The 17,817-nt window shown below is 63.0% G+C and carries 19 protein-coding genes; 15 read left to right on the top strand and 4 right to left on the bottom strand.

Going from position 1 to position 17,817, the window contains the following annotated elements:
• Nucleotides 1-23 precede the first annotated feature (23 nt).
• Nucleotides 24-377, bottom strand: coding sequence for a hypothetical protein (locus tag D8767_RS22570; RefSeq protein ID WP_016715532.1), 354 nt, complete (start codon nucleotides 375-377; stop codon nucleotides 24-26).
• A 190-nt stretch (nucleotides 378-567) separates the two neighbouring features.
• Between D8767_RS22570 and D8767_RS22575 the strand changes: the two genes are divergently transcribed.
• A complete protein-coding gene (locus tag D8767_RS22575) occupies nucleotides 568-1,866 on the top strand; it encodes a serine protein kinase PrkA (RefSeq protein WP_016715531.1) in 1,299 nt (432 codons plus the stop codon).
• Nucleotides 1,859-2,683, top strand: a complete 825-nt coding sequence (locus D8767_RS22580; RefSeq protein ID WP_016715530.1) for a VacJ family lipoprotein — start codon at nucleotides 1,859-1,861, stop codon at nucleotides 2,681-2,683. Before D8767_RS22575 ends, D8767_RS22580 begins: the two co-directional genes overlap by 8 nt.
• 54 nt (nucleotides 2,684-2,737) lie before the next feature.
• On the opposite strand, the gene D8767_RS22585 is transcribed toward D8767_RS22580, so the two are convergent.
• Both D8767_RS22585 and D8767_RS22590 read right to left on the bottom strand, forming a co-directional pair.
• Entirely contained in the window at nucleotides 2,738-3,886 is a 1,149-nt protein-coding gene (locus tag D8767_RS22585) for a patatin-like phospholipase family protein (RefSeq protein ID WP_016715529.1), read from the bottom strand.
• A gap of 25 nt (nucleotides 3,887-3,911) precedes the next feature.
• Entirely contained in the window at nucleotides 3,912-4,847 is a 936-nt protein-coding gene (locus D8767_RS22590) for a lipid A biosynthesis lauroyl acyltransferase (RefSeq protein ID WP_063977380.1), read from the bottom strand.
• Nucleotides 4,848-4,958: 111 nt separating this feature from the next.
• On the opposite strand from D8767_RS22590, the gene minC reads away from it, so the two are divergent.
• From minC to D8767_RS22620, 7 genes are all read left to right on the top strand, one after another.
• Nucleotides 4,959-5,714: a septum site-determining protein MinC gene (gene minC, locus D8767_RS22595; RefSeq protein ID WP_016715527.1), complete on the top strand. Its 756-nt coding sequence runs from the start codon at nucleotides 4,959-4,961 to the stop codon at nucleotides 5,712-5,714.
• Nucleotides 5,715-5,823: 109 nt separating this feature from the next.
• Nucleotides 5,824-6,636 carry a septum site-determining protein MinD gene (minD, locus tag D8767_RS22600; RefSeq protein WP_016715526.1) on the top strand — a complete coding sequence of 271 codons (813 nt, stop codon included), beginning with the start codon at nucleotides 5,824-5,826 and terminating at the stop codon, nucleotides 6,634-6,636.
• Between the two features lie 3 nt (nucleotides 6,637-6,639).
• Nucleotides 6,640-6,894: a cell division topological specificity factor MinE gene (gene minE / locus D8767_RS22605; protein ID WP_003252572.1), complete on the top strand. Its 255-nt coding sequence runs from the start codon at nucleotides 6,640-6,642 to the stop codon at nucleotides 6,892-6,894.
• Nucleotides 6,895-7,045: 151 nt separating this feature from the next.
• The gene (locus tag D8767_RS22610) at nucleotides 7,046-7,681 is read left to right on the top strand and encodes an RluA family pseudouridine synthase (RefSeq protein ID WP_011532730.1); all 636 of its coding nucleotides are present in this window, start codon (nucleotides 7,046-7,048) and stop codon (nucleotides 7,679-7,681) included.
• 81 nt (nucleotides 7,682-7,762) lie between these two features.
• Nucleotides 7,763-9,052 (top strand): M18 family aminopeptidase, encoded by a 1,290-nt coding sequence (locus tag D8767_RS22615; RefSeq protein ID WP_016715525.1) that lies wholly within the window; start codon nucleotides 7,763-7,765, stop codon nucleotides 9,050-9,052.
• A 126-nt stretch (nucleotides 9,053-9,178) separates the two neighbouring features.
• Nucleotides 9,179-9,346, top strand: coding sequence for a hypothetical protein (locus D8767_RS28865; RefSeq protein ID WP_016715524.1), 168 nt, complete (start codon nucleotides 9,179-9,181; stop codon nucleotides 9,344-9,346).
• Between the two features lie 44 nt (nucleotides 9,347-9,390).
• The gene (locus D8767_RS22620) at nucleotides 9,391-11,544 is read left to right on the top strand and encodes a mechanosensitive ion channel family protein (RefSeq protein ID WP_025754902.1); all 2,154 of its coding nucleotides are present in this window, start codon (nucleotides 9,391-9,393) and stop codon (nucleotides 11,542-11,544) included.
• A 3-nt stretch (nucleotides 11,545-11,547) separates the two neighbouring features.
• On the opposite strand, the gene D8767_RS22625 is transcribed toward D8767_RS22620, so the two are convergent.
• Nucleotides 11,548-12,261 carry a UTRA domain-containing protein gene (locus D8767_RS22625; protein WP_016715522.1) on the bottom strand — a complete coding sequence of 238 codons (714 nt, stop codon included), beginning with the start codon at nucleotides 12,259-12,261 and terminating at the stop codon, nucleotides 11,548-11,550.
• Between the two features lie 328 nt (nucleotides 12,262-12,589).
• Between D8767_RS22625 and D8767_RS22630 the strand changes: the two genes are divergently transcribed.
• The 6 genes from D8767_RS22630 to D8767_RS22655 all read left to right on the top strand — a co-directional run bounded on the left by D8767_RS22630 (nucleotide 12,590) and on the right by D8767_RS22655 (nucleotide 17,809).
• Nucleotides 12,590-13,648 carry an ABC transporter substrate-binding protein gene (locus tag D8767_RS22630; RefSeq protein ID WP_016715521.1) on the top strand — a complete coding sequence of 353 codons (1,059 nt, stop codon included), beginning with the start codon at nucleotides 12,590-12,592 and terminating at the stop codon, nucleotides 13,646-13,648.
• Nucleotides 13,649-13,732: 84 nt separating this feature from the next.
• Nucleotides 13,733-14,539: an alkaline phosphatase family protein gene (locus D8767_RS22635; RefSeq protein WP_016715520.1), complete on the top strand. Its 807-nt coding sequence runs from the start codon at nucleotides 13,733-13,735 to the stop codon at nucleotides 14,537-14,539.
• The gene (locus tag D8767_RS22640; protein ID WP_016715519.1) at nucleotides 14,536-15,366 is read left to right on the top strand and encodes an ABC transporter permease subunit; all 831 of its coding nucleotides are present in this window, start codon (nucleotides 14,536-14,538) and stop codon (nucleotides 15,364-15,366) included. The genes D8767_RS22635 and D8767_RS22640 overlap by 4 nt, the downstream gene beginning before the upstream one ends.
• Nucleotides 15,356-16,150 carry an ABC transporter permease gene (locus D8767_RS22645; RefSeq protein WP_016715518.1) on the top strand — a complete coding sequence of 265 codons (795 nt, stop codon included), beginning with the start codon at nucleotides 15,356-15,358 and terminating at the stop codon, nucleotides 16,148-16,150. The genes D8767_RS22640 and D8767_RS22645 overlap by 11 nt, the downstream gene beginning before the upstream one ends.
• 1 nt (nucleotide 16,151) lies before the next feature.
• Nucleotides 16,152-17,141: an ABC transporter ATP-binding protein gene (locus tag D8767_RS22650; RefSeq protein ID WP_016715517.1), complete on the top strand. Its 990-nt coding sequence runs from the start codon at nucleotides 16,152-16,154 to the stop codon at nucleotides 17,139-17,141.
• A gap of 14 nt (nucleotides 17,142-17,155) precedes the next feature.
• Nucleotides 17,156-17,809, top strand: a complete 654-nt coding sequence (locus D8767_RS22655) for an HAD family phosphatase (protein WP_016715516.1) — start codon at nucleotides 17,156-17,158, stop codon at nucleotides 17,807-17,809.
• The last annotated feature ends 8 nt before the right edge of the window (nucleotides 17,810-17,817 follow it).

Consider the following 17,817-nt stretch of genomic DNA (forward strand, 5'->3'; position numbering starts at 1 on the left):
TGCACCTTTGAGCCCCACCGCAATTACCGAACCAACCGCAACCCCGCCAGCACCAGCGCAAACACCGCAATGCTGGCGGTATACAACACCAGCGCTGGTACCGCAAAGACCAGGGCCAGCACCGCCAGCCACCCGCCGGTGCGGCCGGTCACCACCTGCGCCAACAGCGCAAGGCCCAGCCCAGACCAGGCCATCACCTGATGGTGAATGCCCAACCCCAACAACGACCGGACCTCACACTGCCAGTACGCCGCGGGTGTCGTGCACAACCCCACCCACTGCCCGTCCTCCATCAAGCCGTAACGCACGCCATAACTGGCCGCAAGCCACAGCCCCAGAAACAGCACAAGCAGCGCAGCCGGCAGCGTACGAGACATCCCGTTCTCCAATAGCGGTAATCGAAAGCATCCATGATCGCTTATGCCCCGATGTAAGGCAAAATCACAATCCTGCAGCTATGTTGCAGATAACAGGCACACCAAAGGCCGCCGCGCCAGGCAACTTTGCCCGCGTTGATGTGGTCCTAGCCTGCACACCGCTCGACCTTGCGTTCTTTTGGGGGACTACATGCTTCGATCTTTGCGCCTCGCTGCCCTGCTCGGCAGCCTGCTCATGGCTGCGGCCGCTTCAGCGCGGGATATCGACGCCGCCAGCTACGGCTTCCCTTTGACCAACCCGTTCGAGGCAACCATCGCCACCACGCCGCCGGACCAGCGCCCTACCCTGCCCAGCGACGACGAAATCAACCAGTCCGACTACAGCCTCAACCTGCGCCCGGAGCGCGAGTTCACCCTGCCCGACAACTTCTGGGCAGTGAAAAAACTCAAGTACCGCCTGGCCCGCCAGGACCGCGAGGCGCCGCTGATCTTCATCATCGCGGGCACCGGCGCACCGTACACCAGCAGCATCAACGAATACCTGAAAAAGCTGTTCTACCAGGCCGGTTTCCACGTAGTGCAATTGTCGTCGCCCACCAGCTACGACTTCATGAGCGCCGCTTCGCGCTTTGCCACCCCCGGTGTCAGCAAGGACGACGCCGAAGACATGTACCGGGTGATGCAAGCCGTGCGCGCGCAACACCCACGCCTGCCAGTCAGTGACTTCTACCTCACCGGCTATAGCCTGGGTGCGCTGGATGCGGCCTTCGTCAGCCACCTGGACGAAACCCGCCGCAGCTTCAACTTCAAGCGCGTGCTGCTGTTGAACCCGCCGGTCAACCTGTACACCTCGATCAACAACCTGGACAAGCTGGTGCAAACCCAGGTCAAGGGCATCGACCGCAGCACCACCTTCTACGAGCTGATGTTGCAAAAGCTCACGCGCTACTTCCAGGACAAGGGCTACATCGACCTCAATGACGCCCTGCTGTACGACTTCCAGCAGTCGCGCCAGCACTTGTCCAATGAACAGATGGCCATGCTGATCGGCACCTCGTTCCGCTTCTCGGCGGCCGACATTGCCTTTACCTCCGACCTGATCAACCGCCGTGGCCTGATCATTCCGCCGAAGTTCCCGATCACCGAGGGCAGTAGCCTCACGCCGTTCTTCAAACGTGCCCTGCAGTGCGACTTCGACTGCTACATGACCGAGCAGGTGATCCCCATGTGGCGCGCCCGCACCGACGGCAACAGCATCCTGCAACTGGTCAACCAGGTGAGCCTGTATGCCCTGGAAGACTACCTGCGCAGCAGCGACAAGATTGCGGTGATGCACAACGCTGACGACGTCATCCTTGGCCCCGGCGATATCGGCTTCCTGCGCAAGGTGTTTGGTGACCGGCTGACCCTTTATCCCCATGGCGGCCATTGCGGCAACCTCAATTACCGCGTCAACAGTGACGCCATGCTGGAGTTCTTCCGTGGTTAACAAACTCCTCTTCGCCACTGCCCTGCTTGCCGCCGGCCACGCGCTGGCCGCCGAAACCGCCCCACGGGCCAGCGTGGTCGAAGCCGACCCTCAGGTGACTGCCGCACCGCTGGCGCCCGAAGCAGACGGCTTTCTGGACCCGCTGCGCGAGTTGAAATTCAACCCCGGGCTGGACCAGCGCGAGTTCGAGCGCTCTACCCTGGAGGCGCTGAACGTGTACGACCCGCTGGAGTCGATCAACCGGCGCATCTACCACTTCAACTACCGCCTGGACCAATGGGTGCTGCTGCCGCTGGTGAGTGGCTACCAGTACGTCACCCCGCGCTTCGTGCGTACCGGGGTGAGCAACTTCTTCAACAACATCGGTGATGTGCCGAACCTGTTCAACAGCGTACTGCAGCTGAAAGCCAAGCGTTCGGCGGAGATCACGGCGCGGCTGATGTTCAACACCATCATTGGTGTGGGTGGGCTATGGGACCCGGCGACCAGCATGGGCCTGCCGCGCCAGAGCGAAGACTTCGGCCAGACCCTGGGGTTCTATGGTGTGCCAGACGGGCCGTACCTGATGCTGCCGGTGCTGGGGCCATCGAACCTGCGCGATACCACCGGGCTGGTGGTCGACTATGCGGGCGAGCAGGCCATCAACTACCTGAATGTGGCCGAAGCCAGCACCGACCACCCGGAAATCTTTGCCTTGCAGGTGGTGGACAAGCGCTATACCACCAAATTCCGCTATGGGCAGCTGAACTCGCCGTTCGAGTATGAAAAGGTGCGGTATGTGTATACCCAGGCGCGCAAGTTGCAGATAGCCGAGTAAACCTGTGCCGGCCCTTTCGCGGGTTCACCCGCGAAAGGGCCAGTGCAGGCAACATCAAACCCCCAAGAACTGACACAACTCCCGCTTCTTGGCCAGAGCATCCCGCCGCCCCAGCTCGATCAGCTCACTGCAATAGCTCGCCTCGAACAGCAAATAGCTCAACACCCCCGCCCCGCTGGTCCGCGTCGCCCCCGGCCCACGCAGGAACAAGCGCAACGCCGCCGGCAGCTCACGCCGGTGCCGCGCGGCAATCTCGTCCAGCGGCTGGCTGGGCGCCACCACCAGTACGTCGATCGGCGCCAGCCCCAGGCGACGGGCGTCCAGGTGCGCCGGCAACAGCCGGCTCAGGTGGTTGAGCCGCTGCAGCAGTTCGATATCGTCTTCCAGGCTGTCAATGAACGTGCTGTTGAGCATGTGCCCGCCAATCTGTGCCAGGCTCGGCTGCTGCCCGCTGAACACCCGCTGGGTCGGCAACGGTGGTGCCGGCCGCTGCGGGTTGCCGCTGACCCCGACCACCAGCACCCGGCTGGCGCCCAGGTGCAAGGCCGGGCTGATGGGCGCCGACTGGCGTACTGCGCCGTCGCCGTAAAACTCGTCGCCCAGTTGCACCGGAGCAAACAGCAGCGGAATTGCCGCGCTGGCCAGCAGGTGGTCGATGGTCAGCTGCGTGGGTAGGCCGATGCGGCGATGGCGCAGCCAGGCCTCGATGCTGCCACGGCCCTGGTAGAAGGTGACCGCCTGACCAGACTCGTAGCCAAAGGCAGTGATTGCCACGGCGCGCAACTGCTCGGCGGCCAGGGAATGGCCAATGCCGTCCAGGTTCAGGTGTGCTTCCAGCAAGCCTCGCAATGGACTGCTGTCCAGCAGCGCCACGGGTGCCGGGCCACCAATACCTAGCAGGTTGTGGCTAACGAAGCGACTGGCCTGGCGCACCACGCCGGGCCAGTCGCTGCGAATGACCTGGTGGCTGCGAAAGTTCTGCCAGAAGGTGGTAAGCCGTTGCACCGCATCGTTGAAGTGAGTGGCACCGCTGGCCAGGGTAACCGCGTTGATGGCCCCGGCAGACGTGCCGACGATGACCGGAAAGGGGTTGTGCGCACCGGCAGGCAGCAACTCGGCGATGCCGGCCAGTACGCCAACCTGATAGGCAGCGCGGGCGCCACCGCCAGAAAGGATAAGACCGGTTACCGGAGGTGGGGCCATGGCATCCTTCCTGGTTCAGCTGTTTTCAGCGCTTTTTCTTGTCATACAACCGCGGCGCACCCTCAGGCCGCGACTTGAACCGGCGGTGCGCCCACAAGTATTGCTCAGGGCACTCGCGCAACACACTTTCAACCCACTGGTTGATGCGCAGGCAATCAGCCTCTTCACTCTCGCCAGGGAAGTCTTCCAACGGCGGGTGGATCACCAGCCGATAGCCGCTGCCATCCTCCAAGCGCTTCTGGGTGAACGGAATCACCTGTGCCTTGCCCAGCCGGGCAAACTTGGTAGTGGCGGTTACCGTCGCTGCCGGGATACCGAACAGCGGCACGAAAATGCTTTGCTTGGCGCCGTAGTCCTGATCCGGTGCGTACCAGATCGCGCGGCCCGAACGCAGCAGCTTGAGCATGCCGCGCACGTCCTCGCGCTCCACCGCCAGCGAGTCGAGGTTATGCCGCTCACGCCCACTGCGCTGGATGAAGTCGAACAGCGCATTGCCATGTTCGCGGTACATACCGTCGATGGTGTGCTGCTGGCCCAGCAGCGCCGCGCCGATTTCCAGCGTGGTGAAGTGCACCGCCATCAGGATCGCGCCCTGCCCCGCCTGCTGGGCGGCCTGCAGATGCTCCAGCCCTTCGACATGGGCCAGGCGCGCCAGCCTGGCCTTGGGCCACCACCAGCTCATGGCCATTTCGAAGAAGGCAATACCGGTGGACGCAAAATTGGCCTTGAGCAAACGCTGCCGTTCGTCGACCGACAGCTCCGGGAAACACAGCTCCAGGTTGCGTGCGGCAATGCGCCGACGCTCACCGGCAAAGTGATACATCACGGCACCCAACCCGGCACCGATTTTCAACAGCACCCGGTACGGCAACTGGACCACCAGCCACAGCAGGCCCAGGCCCAGCCACAGGCCCCAGAACTTAGGGTGAAGGTAATAGGGACGAAAACGCGGGCGTTCCATTGAAGCATCCGGAAAGACAAGGGCCGCGCATTCTACAACGGATCAGTGCATGTTGCGGGCAACCGGTGTTCTCGTTATAAGTCAGGGCACTTTTTTCGCAACAAGCCGTCTATGCAGACCATGAGCCCAAACCACACACCCGACACCACCTCCGTGTTCCAGCTCAAGGGCAGCATGCTCGCCATTACCGTACTGGAACTGGCGCGCAATGACCTTGAAGCCCTCGACCGCCAGCTGGCGGCCAAAGTCGCCCAGGCACCGAATTTCTTCAGCAACACGCCGCTGGTGCTGGCGCTGGACAAACTGCCAGCCGACGAAGGGGCAATCGACCTGCCCGGCTTGATGCGGATCTGCCGCCACCACGGCTTGCGTACCCTGGCCATCCGCGCCAACCGCATCGAGGACATCGCCGCCGCCATCGCCATCGACCTGCCGGTACTGCCGCCTTCCGGCGCCCGCGAGCGGCCACTGGAGCCAGAGCCCGAGGTTGTCAGGAAGCCCGAGCCGGCACCACCACCGGCACCGGAACCCGAAGTGCGCCCGACCCGCATCATTACCTCGCCGGTACGCGGCGGCCAGCAGATCTACGCCCAAGGTGGCGATCTGATCGTTACCGCTTCGGTCAGCCCGGGTGCGGAACTTCTGGCCGATGGCAACATCCATGTGTACGGCGCCATGCGCGGCCGCGCCCTGGCCGGCATCAAAGGTAACACCAAGGCGCGTATCTTCTGCCAGCAGATGACCGCCGAAATGGTCTCCATCGCCGGCCAGTACAAGGTCTGCGAAGACCTGCGCCGCGACCCTCTGTGGGGCACAGGCGTGCAAGTCAGCCTGTCTGGTGACGTGTTGAACATCACCCGTCTTTAACGGATACTTGCCAGCATTTTTAGAGCAACTTTTTTACCGTTGCCGTTATTTAAGCTATTTCAGTTATTTGCAGGGACCCGTGTCCCGACTATTTTAGGGGTGAAACACCTTGGCCAAGATTCTCGTGGTTACTTCCGGCAAGGGGGGTGTGGGCAAGACCACCACCAGCGCCGCCATTGGTACCGGCCTCGCACTGCGTGGCCACAAGACCGTCATCGTCGACTTCGACGTGGGCCTGCGTAACCTCGACCTGATCATGGGCTGCGAGCGCCGCGTGGTGTACGACTTCGTCAACGTGGTCAACGGCGAAGCCAACCTGCAACAGGCCCTGATCAAGGACAAGCGCCTCGAGAACCTGTACGTGCTGGCCGCCAGCCAGACCCGTGACAAGGACGCGCTGACCCAGGAAGGCGTTGAAAAGGTGCTGATGGAGCTGAAGAAAGACTTCGACTTCGTCATCTGCGACTCGCCAGCTGGTATCGAGAAAGGCGCGCACCTGGCCATGTACTTCGCCGACGAAGCCATCGTGGTCACCAACCCGGAAGTGTCCTCGGTACGTGACTCCGACCGCATGCTGGGCATCCTGTCGAGCAAGTCGCGCCGCTCCGAAAACGGCGAAGAGCCGATCAAGGAACACCTGCTGATCACCCGCTACCACCCCGAGCGCGTGGAAAAGGGCGAAATGCTGAGCATCGCCGACGTCGAAGAAATCCTGGCGATCAAGCTCAAGGGCGTGATCCCCGAGTCCCAGGCTGTGCTGAAGGCTTCCAACCAGGGTATCCCGGTCATCCTCGACGACCAGAGCGATGCCGGCCAGGCCTACAGCGACACCGTCGACCGTCTGCTGGGCAAAGAGAAGCCCCTGCGGTTCATCGAAGTGCCGAAGCAAGGATTCTTCGCGCGCCTGTTTGGAGGCAAGTAAACCATGAACCTTTTTGACTTCTTTCGTGGCAGACAGAAACAGACCAGCGCGTCGGTAGCGAAAGAGCGTCTACAGATCATCGTGGCGCATGAGCGCGGCCAACGCAGCGAACCGGACTACCTGCCGGCGCTGCAGAAAGAACTGCTGGAAGTCATCCGCAAGTATGTGAACATCGGCAACGATGACGTGCATATCGAGCTGGAAAACCAGGGCAGCTGCTCGATTCTGGAGCTGAACATCACCCTGCCGGATCGCTGATCTGGCTGAAAGCCGGGGCTGCTTCGCAGCCCATTCGCGGCACAAGGCCGCTCCTACAAGGGATCGCGTTCCCCTGTAGGAGCGGCCTTGTGCCGCGAATGGGCCGCAAAGCGGCCCCGCTTTTTTCTCCCGATTTAATAGAGACCAAGCAATGCCGCTGTCCAACATCCAGATCCTGCACGAAGACGCCGCCATCCTGGTCATCAACAAACCGACCCTGCTGCTGTCGGTGCCCGGCCGCGCCGAAGACAACAAGGACTGCCTGATCACCCGCCTGCAGGAAAACGGCTACCCCGATGCACTGATCGTGCACCGCCTGGACTGGGAAACCTCCGGCATCATCCTGCTGGCCCGCGATGCCGACAGCCACCGCGAGCTGTCCCGCCAGTTTCACGACCGCGAAACCGAAAAGGCCTACACCGCGTTGTGCTGGGGCCAACCGGCGCTGGACAGCGGCAGCATCGACCTGCCACTGCGCTACGACCCGCCAACCAAGCCACGGCATGTGGTGGACCACGAGCAGGGCAAGCATGCGCTGACTTTCTGGCGCATCGTCGAGCGCTGTGGTGATTACTGCCGGGTGGAATTGACGCCGATTACCGGGCGTTCGCACCAGTTGCGCGTGCACATGCTGTCGATCGGGCATCCGCTGCTGGGTGACCGGCTGTATGCCAACCCCGAAGCACTGGCGGCACATGAGCGGCTGTGCCTGCATGCATCCATGCTGAGCTTTACCCACCCAGTGTCCGGGGAGCGGTTGAAGTTCGAGTGCCCTGCCCCCTTCTGACTAGGGGTTGGCCGCGAAGAGGCAGACACAAATTGTCGACTTAATACGCTAAACTCGCGCCACTGCTGTCTGGAGTGAGCTATGCGCGACGCACTGAATTCTGGCCTTATCGACTTCCTCAAGGCCTCCCCCACGCCCTTCCACGCCACCGCCAGCCTGGCCCAGCGCCTGGAAGCGGCCGGCTACCAGCGCCTGGACGAGCGTGACAGCTGGGCCACCGTGCCTGGCGGCCGCTATTACGTCACCCGTAACGACTCCTCGATCATCGCCATCAAGCTGGGCAAGCAAGCCCCCCTGCTGAACGGCATCCGCATGGTCGGCGCCCACACCGACAGCCCGTGCCTGCGGGTCAAACCGCAGCCCGAGCTGCAGCGCCAGGGCTTCCTGCAACTGGGTGTCGAGGTGTATGGCGGTGCCCTGCTGGCGCCGTGGTTCGACCGCGACCTGTCGCTGGCCGGGCGCGTCACCTACCGCCGTGACGGCAAGGTTGAAAGCCAGCTGATCGACTTCAAGCTGCCGATCGCGATCATCCCCAACCTGGCCATTCACCTGAACCGCACCGCCAATGAAGGCTGGGCCATCAACCCGCAGAACGAGCTACCGCCCATCCTCGCCCAGGTGGCCGGAGACGAGCGCATCGACTTCCGCGCCCTGCTCACCGAGCAACTGGCCCGCGAGCACGAGCTGATCGCCGACGTGGTGCTGGATTACGAGCTGAGCTTCTACGACACCCAGGATGCTGCACTGGTCGGCCTGAACGGCGACTTCATCGCCGGCGCCCGCCTGGACAACCTGCTGTCGTGCTACGCCGGCCTGCAAGCCTTGCTGGCCGCCGACAGTGATGAAACCTGCGTGCTGGTGTGCAACGACCACGAAGAAGTCGGCAGCTGCTCGGCCTGCGGCGCCGATGGCCCGATGCTGGAGCAGACCCTGCAGCGCCTGCTGCCGGATGGCGACGCCTACGTGCGCACCATTCAGCGCTCGCTGATGGTGTCGGCGGACAACGCCCACGGCGTGCACCCCAACTACGCCGACAAGCACGACGGCAACCACGGGCCCAAGCTGAACGCTGGGCCTGTGATCAAGGTGAACAACAACCAGCGCTACGCCACCAACAGCGAAACCGCCGGGTTCTTCCGCCACCTGTGCATGGCCGAGGAAGTGCCAGTGCAGAGCTTTGTGGTGCGCAGCGACATGGGCTGTGGTTCGACCATCGGGCCGATTACCGCCAGCCACCTGGGTGTGCGCACGGTGGACATCGGGCTGCCGACCTTTGCCATGCATTCGATTCGTGAACTGTGCGGCAGCCATGACCTGGCGCACCTGGTGAAGGTGCTGACTGCCTTCTACCGTAGCCGCGAGTTGCCTTGATCTAGACAGGTCCGGCCTCTTCGCGGGTTTATCCGCGAAAGGGCCGGACCTGCTCAAGGTCAATCCCGCCTCGCTTGCCAAGCGCTATGCTTGATACATGGCCCCACTGCAAAAGGATTGCTGTCCATGTCCCCGTTTCTGTCCCTGTTCGTGCCGGTGTTCCTGTTCCTGATGCTGCTGACCATCGGCTTCAGCATGCGCGAACGCAATATCGGTGTACTGATGATGTGGATCGGCACCTTGGGTATCTTCGGCCTCACCTGCTGGAAGATCCTTGAGAAACTGCCGTCATAAACCTCTACACTCGGTCAATCGTTTGACCTGAGGTAGATTTGCCAGTGCCTGCCCTCCTGCGTTACCTGTTCCTGCTGCTGTTGCTGTTCATCACCCCGGTACAGGCGGCGGGCCTGCCTGGCCTGCTGGGTGGCAGTGCGCCTGCGCAACCGGAGGCCACCGAGCCGCTGGGCAAGTCGCTGGACGAGGTGATCAAGAACCTCGAAAACGACCAACAGCGGGCCAAGCTGCTGGCCGACCTGAAAAAGCTGCGCGACGCGACCAGACAGTCGCAACCCAGCGTCGAACAGGGCGTACTCGGGCTGATCGGCGGCGCCCTGCATGACTTCGAAAAACAGTTCAGCGGCGACGCCAGCCCGTTCCACCGCTGGGCGGCGGAAATCGAACAGGCCCAGGCGGAACTGACCGAACTGATGGTGCCGGTGCACCAGTGGCCAGCCATCCTGTTCGGCTTTGCCGCCGTCATTGCCGTGTGGAGTGTGCTGGCCTATGCCTTCAACTGGGTCGGCCACCGGATACGCCTGCGCTTTGGCCTGAGCGAAGAACTGCCGCAGCACCCTCGCACCTGGGACCTGGTGCGCTTTGCCTTGCGCAAGCTTGGCCCATGGCTGGTGGCGCTGGTATTCACCGTTTACCTGAGCTTCGTGCTGCCGCCGTCGCTGGGCAAATCGCTGGCCATGGTGCTGGCCTACGCGCTGGTCGTGGGCACTTGCTTCTCGGCCATCTGCGTCATCGCCTTCTCGCTGCTGGACGGCCCGCACCGCCACCGCGCCCTGCACATCCTGCGGCGCCAGGCGTTCCGCCCGTTGTGGCTGATCGGCAGCTTCGCTGCGTTTGGCGAGGCCATGAGCGACCCGCGCATGCTGGTTGCACTGGGTACCCACCTGGCCCATGCCTTGGCCACCTTGGCCAACGTCATCGCTGCGCTGTGCACCGGGCTGTTCATCCTGCGCTTTCGCCGCCCCATCGCCCACCTGATCCGCAACCAGCCGCTGTCGCGGCGCCTGACCCGGCGCACCCTGAGCGACACCATCGAGATTCTCGGCAGCTTCTGGTTCATTCCGGCACTGATTCTGGTGGCCATTTCGCTGTTTGCCACCTTCGTCTCGGCGGGCGACACCAGCACCGCCCTGCGCCAGTCACTGATGTGCACGGTGCTGGTGGTGGTGTGCATGGTGCTGAACGGCCTGGTACGCCGCCATGCGGCCAACCCCAAACGTGCCAACAAGCGCCAGGCCGTGTATGCCGAGCGCCTGCGCAACTTTGGCTACCTGCTGGTACACCTGTTCATCTGGCTGGTATTCATCGAGCTGGGCCTGCGCGTGTGGGGCCTGTCGATGATCAGCTTCGCAGAGGGCGACGGCCACGACATCAGCCTGCGCCTGCTGGGCCTTGCCGGCACACTGATCGTCGCCTGGCTGGTGTGGATCCTTGCAGACACCGCCGTGCACCATGCCCTGGTGCGCTCGCGCCGGGGCCTGGCCAACGCCCGTGCGCAAACCATGATGCCGTTGATCCGCAACGTGATGTTCGTGGTCATCTTCATCATCGCGGTGATCGTCGCCCTGGCCAACATGGGCATGAACGTCACCCCGCTCCTGGCCGGTGCCGGTGTGATCGGCCTGGCCATCGGTTTTGGCGCACAGTCGCTGGTGGCGGACCTGATCACCGGGCTGTTCATCATCATCGAGGACTCGCTGGCCATCGACGACTACGTGGACGTGGGCGGGCACCTGGGCACGGTGGAGGGGCTGACCATTCGTACCGTGCGCCTGCGGGACATTGACGGCATCGTGCATACCATCCCGTTCAGCGAGATCAAGAGCATCAAGAACTACTCGCGGGAGTTTGGCTATGCGATTTTCCGCGTGGCGATTCCGCACAGCATGAACATCGACCAGGCGATCACGCTGATTCGGGAAGTGGGGCAAAAACTGCGCAATGACCCGCTGATGCGCCGCAACATCTGGTCGCCACTGGAACTGCAAGGGGTGGAGAGTTTCGAGTCGGGGTCGGCGATCTTGCGGGCGCGGTTCAAGACGGCGCCGATCAAGCAGTGGGAAGTGTCGCGGGCCTTCAACCTGGCGCTGAAGCGGCAGCTGGATGAGGCAGGGCTGGACTTGGCGACACCACGGTTGTCGGTGCAGGTGGTGACTGCGGGTGGTGGTGGAATGGCGCAATCCGGCGCCTCCAGCTAGGGCCTACCCCACCACGGCACGAATGCGGATGGCATCATGCCGCCAATACTCCAGGTCACAGTCGATCAGATGCCCATGCTGGTCGCTGTTGACGCGGGTGATGTGCAGCCCCGGGCTGCCCGTCGACACCTTCAACGCCCCCGCCGCCTCTACCGGCAACGCCGTCGGCAGGATCTCGAAGCACACCTGCCCGTACCGGATGCCATACACTCGCCCATATATCTCGGTAAGCGATTGCGCCAGGTCCTGTTCGAGAATCCCCGGAAAGTAACGGGGGTTGAGGTAATGCTCGGCATACAGCACCGCCCGCCCATCGATCCGCCGTAACCGGCAGATACGCACCACACTGGACAAGGCCGGAAGCTGCAAGCGGGCACAGATGGCCGCCGAGGCTGGCTGCAAGCGCGCCGACAGCAGCTCGGTACTGGCCACCCGCCCCTGGTCGCGCACCATGGCATGGAAGTGACTGCGTTCGATCAGGTCGTAGGTCAGCCGCTCGGGCGCAACGAACCAGCCGCGGCGTTCTTCACGGTAGATCAGGCCTTGGGCCTCCAGCTGCGCCAGTGCCTCACGCAGGGTGATCCGCGTCGTGTCGAACACCTCACTGAGTTTGCGCTCGGCCGGCAGCTTGCCCCCCGGGGCCAGCAGGCCGTGCTCAATCTGCTCCTGCAGGGCATGGCAGATGGCTGTTACCGCACGCGGTGGCATCGACTGCATCAAAGGTTACCTATCTGGACTAGTCCAGCCCCAGAACAGGGCACTTGGAGAATAGTGCAAGCCTAGGCAGGGCTGATGAACATCCCGTGACAACGCTGCAACCGTGCTGTTGCCAGAATCGGGCCAGCCCAGCAAAACCGGGGGGTCACCATGGTCTACGCTGTAGAGCCAAGGGCCTTTGACACGCTGAGCGCGCCCTTCCCTACATCAAACTGTCACGCAAGCGGCCTACCTTGGCTCAAGGTTTGCTGACCTAGACCAAAGGTTCCAGGCAACGGCTTCACTCATAACAACGATCGTAAAAAGGCACCCACCCAAGGAGCTACGGATGAAAAAGTTGTTCATGGCGTCACTGCTCGGTTCGGCCATCGCGTTCTGCACCTCGGCCATGGCCGCGGACCTCAAGGCCCTGGAAGACGCCGCCCGCAAGGAAGGCACCGTCAACAGCGTGGGCATGCCCGATGCCTGGGCCAACTGGAAAGGCACCTGGGAAGACCTGGCCAGCAAGTACGGCCTCAAGCACAGCGACACCGACATGAGCTCGGCGCAGGAAATCGCCAAGTTCGAAGCCGAGAAGGACAACGCCAGCGCCGACATCGGCGACGTGGGTGCCGCCTTCGGCCCCATCGCCGTGACCAAGGGCGTCAGCCAGCCGTACAAGCCCAGCACCTGGGACCAGGTACCGGAATGGGCCAAAGACAAGGACGGCCACTGGGCGCTGGCCTATACCGGCACCATTGCGTTCATCATCAACAAGGACCTGGTGAAGGAAGGCGAACGCCCAACCTCCTGGCATGACCTGGAAAAAGGCAAGTACAAGGTGGCCATCGGTGACGTCGGCACCGCCGCACAAGCCGCCAACGGTGTACTGGCTGCGGCCATTGCTTACAAGGGCGACGAAACCAACGTGGCCCCGGGCCTGCAGCTGTTCACCAAACTGGCCCAGCAGAAGCGCCTGTCGCTGGCCAACCCGACCATCCAGACCATCGAGAAAGGCGAGGTCGAGGTCGGCGTGGTGTGGGACTTCAACGGCCTGAGCTACCGCGAGCAGATCGACCCCAAGCGTTTCGAAGTGCTGATCCCGTCGGACGGTACGGTGATCTCCGGCTATACCACCATCATCAACAAGTACGCCAAGCACCCCAATGCAGCCAAGCTGACGCGTGAATACATCTTCAGCGATGCCGGGCAGATCAACCTGGCCAAGGGGCATGCCCGGCCGATCCGTGCCGAGCACCTGACGCTGCCGGCGGATGTGCAGGCCAAGTTGCTGCCGAACGAGCAGTACAAGGCGGCTCAGCCGATCAAGAATGCCGAAGCCTGGGAAGCCACCTCGAAGAAACTGCCGCAGATGTGGCAGGAGCAAGTGATCATCGAGATGGAGTAAAAGGCCAGCTTTTGTAGTGCCTGATCCGGCTTCTTCGCGGGTAAATCCGCGAAGAAGCCAACGCGGTTTATGACTGGAGCCACCATGCAACACAACGTCATCCTGGTCCTGCTGGACGGTCTCAACTACCAGGTCGCCCACCATGCCATGGGCCACTTGCACGCCTACGTCGAGGCCGACCGCGCCGCGCTGTACCGCGTGGAATGCGAACTGCCGTCGCTGTCGCGGCCGCTGTACGAGTGCATCCTCACCGGCGTGCCCCCCATCGAAAGCGGCATCGTGCACAACAACGTCAACCGCCTGTCCAACCAGCGCAGTGTGTTCCACTACGCCCGCGAGGCCAACCTGGGCACCGCAGCAGCGGCCTATCACTGGATGAGCGAGCTGTATAACCGCTCACCCTTCGACCCGCAGCGCGACCGCCACACCCACGCGCCGAAACTGCCGATCCAGCATGGGTTGTTCTACTGGGACGACCGCTACCCCGATTCGCACCTGCTGGCCGACGGTGAGTACCTGCGCCGCCGCCACGCCCCCAACTTCCTGTTGATGCACCCGATGAGCATCGACGACGTCGGCCACCGCCACGGCCTGGACAGCAGCCAGTACCGCAACGCCGCACGCAGTGCCGACATCCTGCTGGCCGACTACCTGCCAGGCTGGCTGGAAGAGGGTTACCAGGTGCTGGTCACCGCCGACCACGGCATGAACAATGACCGCTCGCACAATGGGCTGCTGACCGAAGAGCGCGAAGTGCCGCTGTTCGTCTTTGGCGACGCCTTCAGCCTGGACTCGGCGGCCAAGCCGCTGCAGACCGAGCTGTGCGGGACCATCTGTGAACTGCTGGGTGCCGCGCACGACAAAACGGTGTGCCGGGAGTTGCTCAAGTGAACCGTGGCCGCTATCTGGCCCTGCTCTGCCTGCTGCCGTTCGCCGTGTTCTTCGTCATCTTCCAGGTCGCCCCGCTGGTCTGGGTGGCGATCAACAGCGTGCAATCGGAAGCCGGCTGGGGCGTCGAAAACTTCAGCAAGGTCTTCAGCTCGAAGTTCTACCTGCAAGCCCTGCAACGCAGCCTGGAGATCAGCTTCTGGTCGAGCCTGTTCGGCATCGTCATCGCCACCCTCGGCGCCTACTCGCTGCGCCAGGTGGACTCGAAACTGCGCGACTTCGTCAGCGCCTTCGCCAACATGACCAGCAACTTTGCCGGGGTGCCGCTGGCGTTCGCCTTCATCATCCTGCTCGGTTTCAATGGCGCACTGACCCTGCTGCTGAAGCAGGTCGGCCTGCTGGAAGACTTCAGCATCTATTCCAAAAGCGGGCTGATCCTGGTGTACACCTACTTCCAGATCCCGCTGGGTGTGTTGCTGCTGTACCCCGCCTTCGACGCCCTGCGTGAAGACTGGCGCGAGTCGGCCGCGCTGCTGGGCGCCAGCCACTGGCAATACTGGCGGCACATCGGCCTGCCAGTACTCACCCCGGCACTGCTGGGCACCTTCGTCATCCTGCTGGCCAACGCCCTGGGGGCCTATGCCACCGTGTACGCGTTGACCACCGGCAATTTCAACGTACTGCCGATCCGTATCGCCGGCCTGGTGGCCGGTGACATCAGCCTCGACCCCAACCTGGCCAGCGCCCTGGCCATGGTGCTGGTGGGGCTGATGACGCTGGTCACGGTGGTACACCAATGGCTGTTGAAGAGGAGCTACCATGCGCGCTGACGCCCGTTCCGGCGGCTGGTACCACCGCGCCGTGGTCTACCTGCTGTTCCTGATCCTGCTACTGCCACTGGCCGGCACCCTGCTCTACTCGCTGGCCACCAGCTGGTCTGCCAGCCTGCTGCCCAGCGGCCTGACCCTGAAATGGTATGCGGCGCTGTGGAGCGAGCCACGCTTCCTGGCCGCTTTCGGCCAGTCGTTGCTGGTGTGCGTGGGCGCACTGCTGCTGTCGGTGGTGCTGATTCTGCCGCTGCTGTTCGTGGTGCATTACCACTTTCCCAGGCTGGACGCGCTGATGAACATTCTCATCCTGCTGCCCTTCGCGGTGCCACCGGTAGTGTCGTCGGTGGGGCTGCTGCAGCTGTACGGCAGCGGGCCGATGACCATGGTCGGCACGCCGTGGATCCTGATCGGCTGCTACTTCACCATCGCCCTGCCGTTCATGTACCGGGCCATCACCAACAACCTGCAAGCCATCAACCTGCGCGACCTGATGGACGCTGCCCAACTGCTGGGCGCCAGCACCTGGCAGGCCGCGCTGCTGGTGGTGCTGCCGAACCTGCGCAAGGGCCTGATGGTGGCGTTGCTGCTGTCGTTTTCGTTCCTGTTTGGCGAGTTCGTGTTCGCCAACCTGCTGGTCGGCACCCGTTACGAGACCCTGCAGGTGTACCTGAACAACATGCGCAACAGCAGCGGCCATTTCAACAGCGCGCTGGTGATCTCCTACTTCGCCTTTGTGCTGGTACTGACCTGGGTCGCCAACCGCCTGAACAAGGACAAGACCTGACATGAGCTTCGTCAGCGTACAGAAACTGCAAAAAAGCTACGCCGGCAGCCCGGTGTTCGAGAACATCGACTGCCACATCGAACGCGGCGAGTTCGTCACCCTGCTGGGCCCATCCGGTTGCGGCAAGTCCACCTTGCTGCGCTGCATCGCCGGGCTGACCCCGGTGGACAGCGGGCAGATCCTGCTCGACGGCCACGACATCGTGCCCGTGAGCCCGCAAAAGCGCGGCATCGGCATGGTGTTCCAGAGCTATGCGCTGTTCCCCAACATGACCGTGGAGCAGAACGTGGCCTTTGGCCTGCGCATGCAAAAGGTCAAGGCCGACGAAAGCCAGGTACGGGTGCGCGAGGCGCTGGACCTGGTGGAGCTGGGCAGCTTTGCCGGGCGTTACCCGCACCAGTTGTCTGGCGGCCAATGCCAGCGCGTGGCCCTAGCCCGTTCGTTGGTCACGCGCCCTCGCCTGCTGCTGCTCGACGAGCCGCTGTCGGCACTGGATGCACGTATTCGCAAGCACCTGCGTGAGCAGATCCGGGCCATCCAGCGCGAGCTGGGGCTGACCACCATCTTCGTCACTCACGACCAGGAAGAAGCGCTGACGATGTCCGACCGCATCTTCCTGATGAACCAGGGGCGCATCGTCCAGAGCGGTGATGCCGAAACCCTCTATACCGCGCCGGTGGACCTGTTTGCCGCCGGTTTTATCGGCAACTACAACCTGCTCGATGCCGACAGCGCCAGCCGCCTGCTGCAACGCCCGGTGGCCAGCCGCCTGGCGATCCGCCCGGAGTCAATCACACTGGGCATACACGGCGAACTGGACGCCCAGGTACGCAGCCACAGCTTGCTGGGCAATGTGATCCGCTACCGCGTGCAAGTGCGCGACGTGGAGCTGGTGGTCGACGTGCTCAACCGCTCGCCGGCCGACCTGCACGCAGATGGAAAACGGGTAAGCTTGTCGATCGACCCCACGGCGCTGCGGGAAGTGGCCTAAGGAGATTCAACACAATGGCACTGGCAATTTTCGATCTGGACGAAACCCTGATCCACGGCGACTGCGCATCGCTGTGGAGCGAGCAGATGGCCCGGCTGGGCTGGGTCGACGGCAAGGACTTCCTGCGCCGCGACCGTGAACTGATGGAAGCCTACGGCAAGGGCCACCTGCAGATGGAGGACTACATGGCCTTCAGCCTGGAGCCGATGGCCGGGCGTACCCTGGAAGAAGTCGAGCACCTGGTTGAGCCGTGGGTTGAAGAGGTGATCGAGCCGATCATCTATGGCGACGCCTGCCGCTGCATTGCCGAACACCGCAAGCGCGGGGACCGCATCCTGATCATTTCCGCTTCGGGTACGCACCTGGTCGGGCCGATTGCGGCTCGCCTGGGGGTGGACGAATACCTGGCGATCGAGCTGGAGGCGGTGAACGGGGTGTATACCGGCAAGACCCATGGGGTGCTGACGTATCGCGAAGGCAAGATTACGCGGCTGCTGGAGTGGCTGGATCAGGAACAGGAGAACCTCGAGGGGGCGAGTTTCTATTCCGATTCACGCAATGATTTGCCATTGCTGCTGAAGGTGGACCATCCGCATGTGGTGAACCCGGATGCGGTGTTGCGGGAGCATGCCCAGACCAATCTCTGGCCGATTCTGAGCTGGACTTGAGGGCCATG

It is taken from the genome of Pseudomonas sp. LTGT-11-2Z (assembly GCF_003691445.1).
GTDB classification, from domain to species: domain Bacteria; phylum Pseudomonadota; class Gammaproteobacteria; order Pseudomonadales; family Pseudomonadaceae; genus Aquipseudomonas; species Aquipseudomonas monteilii.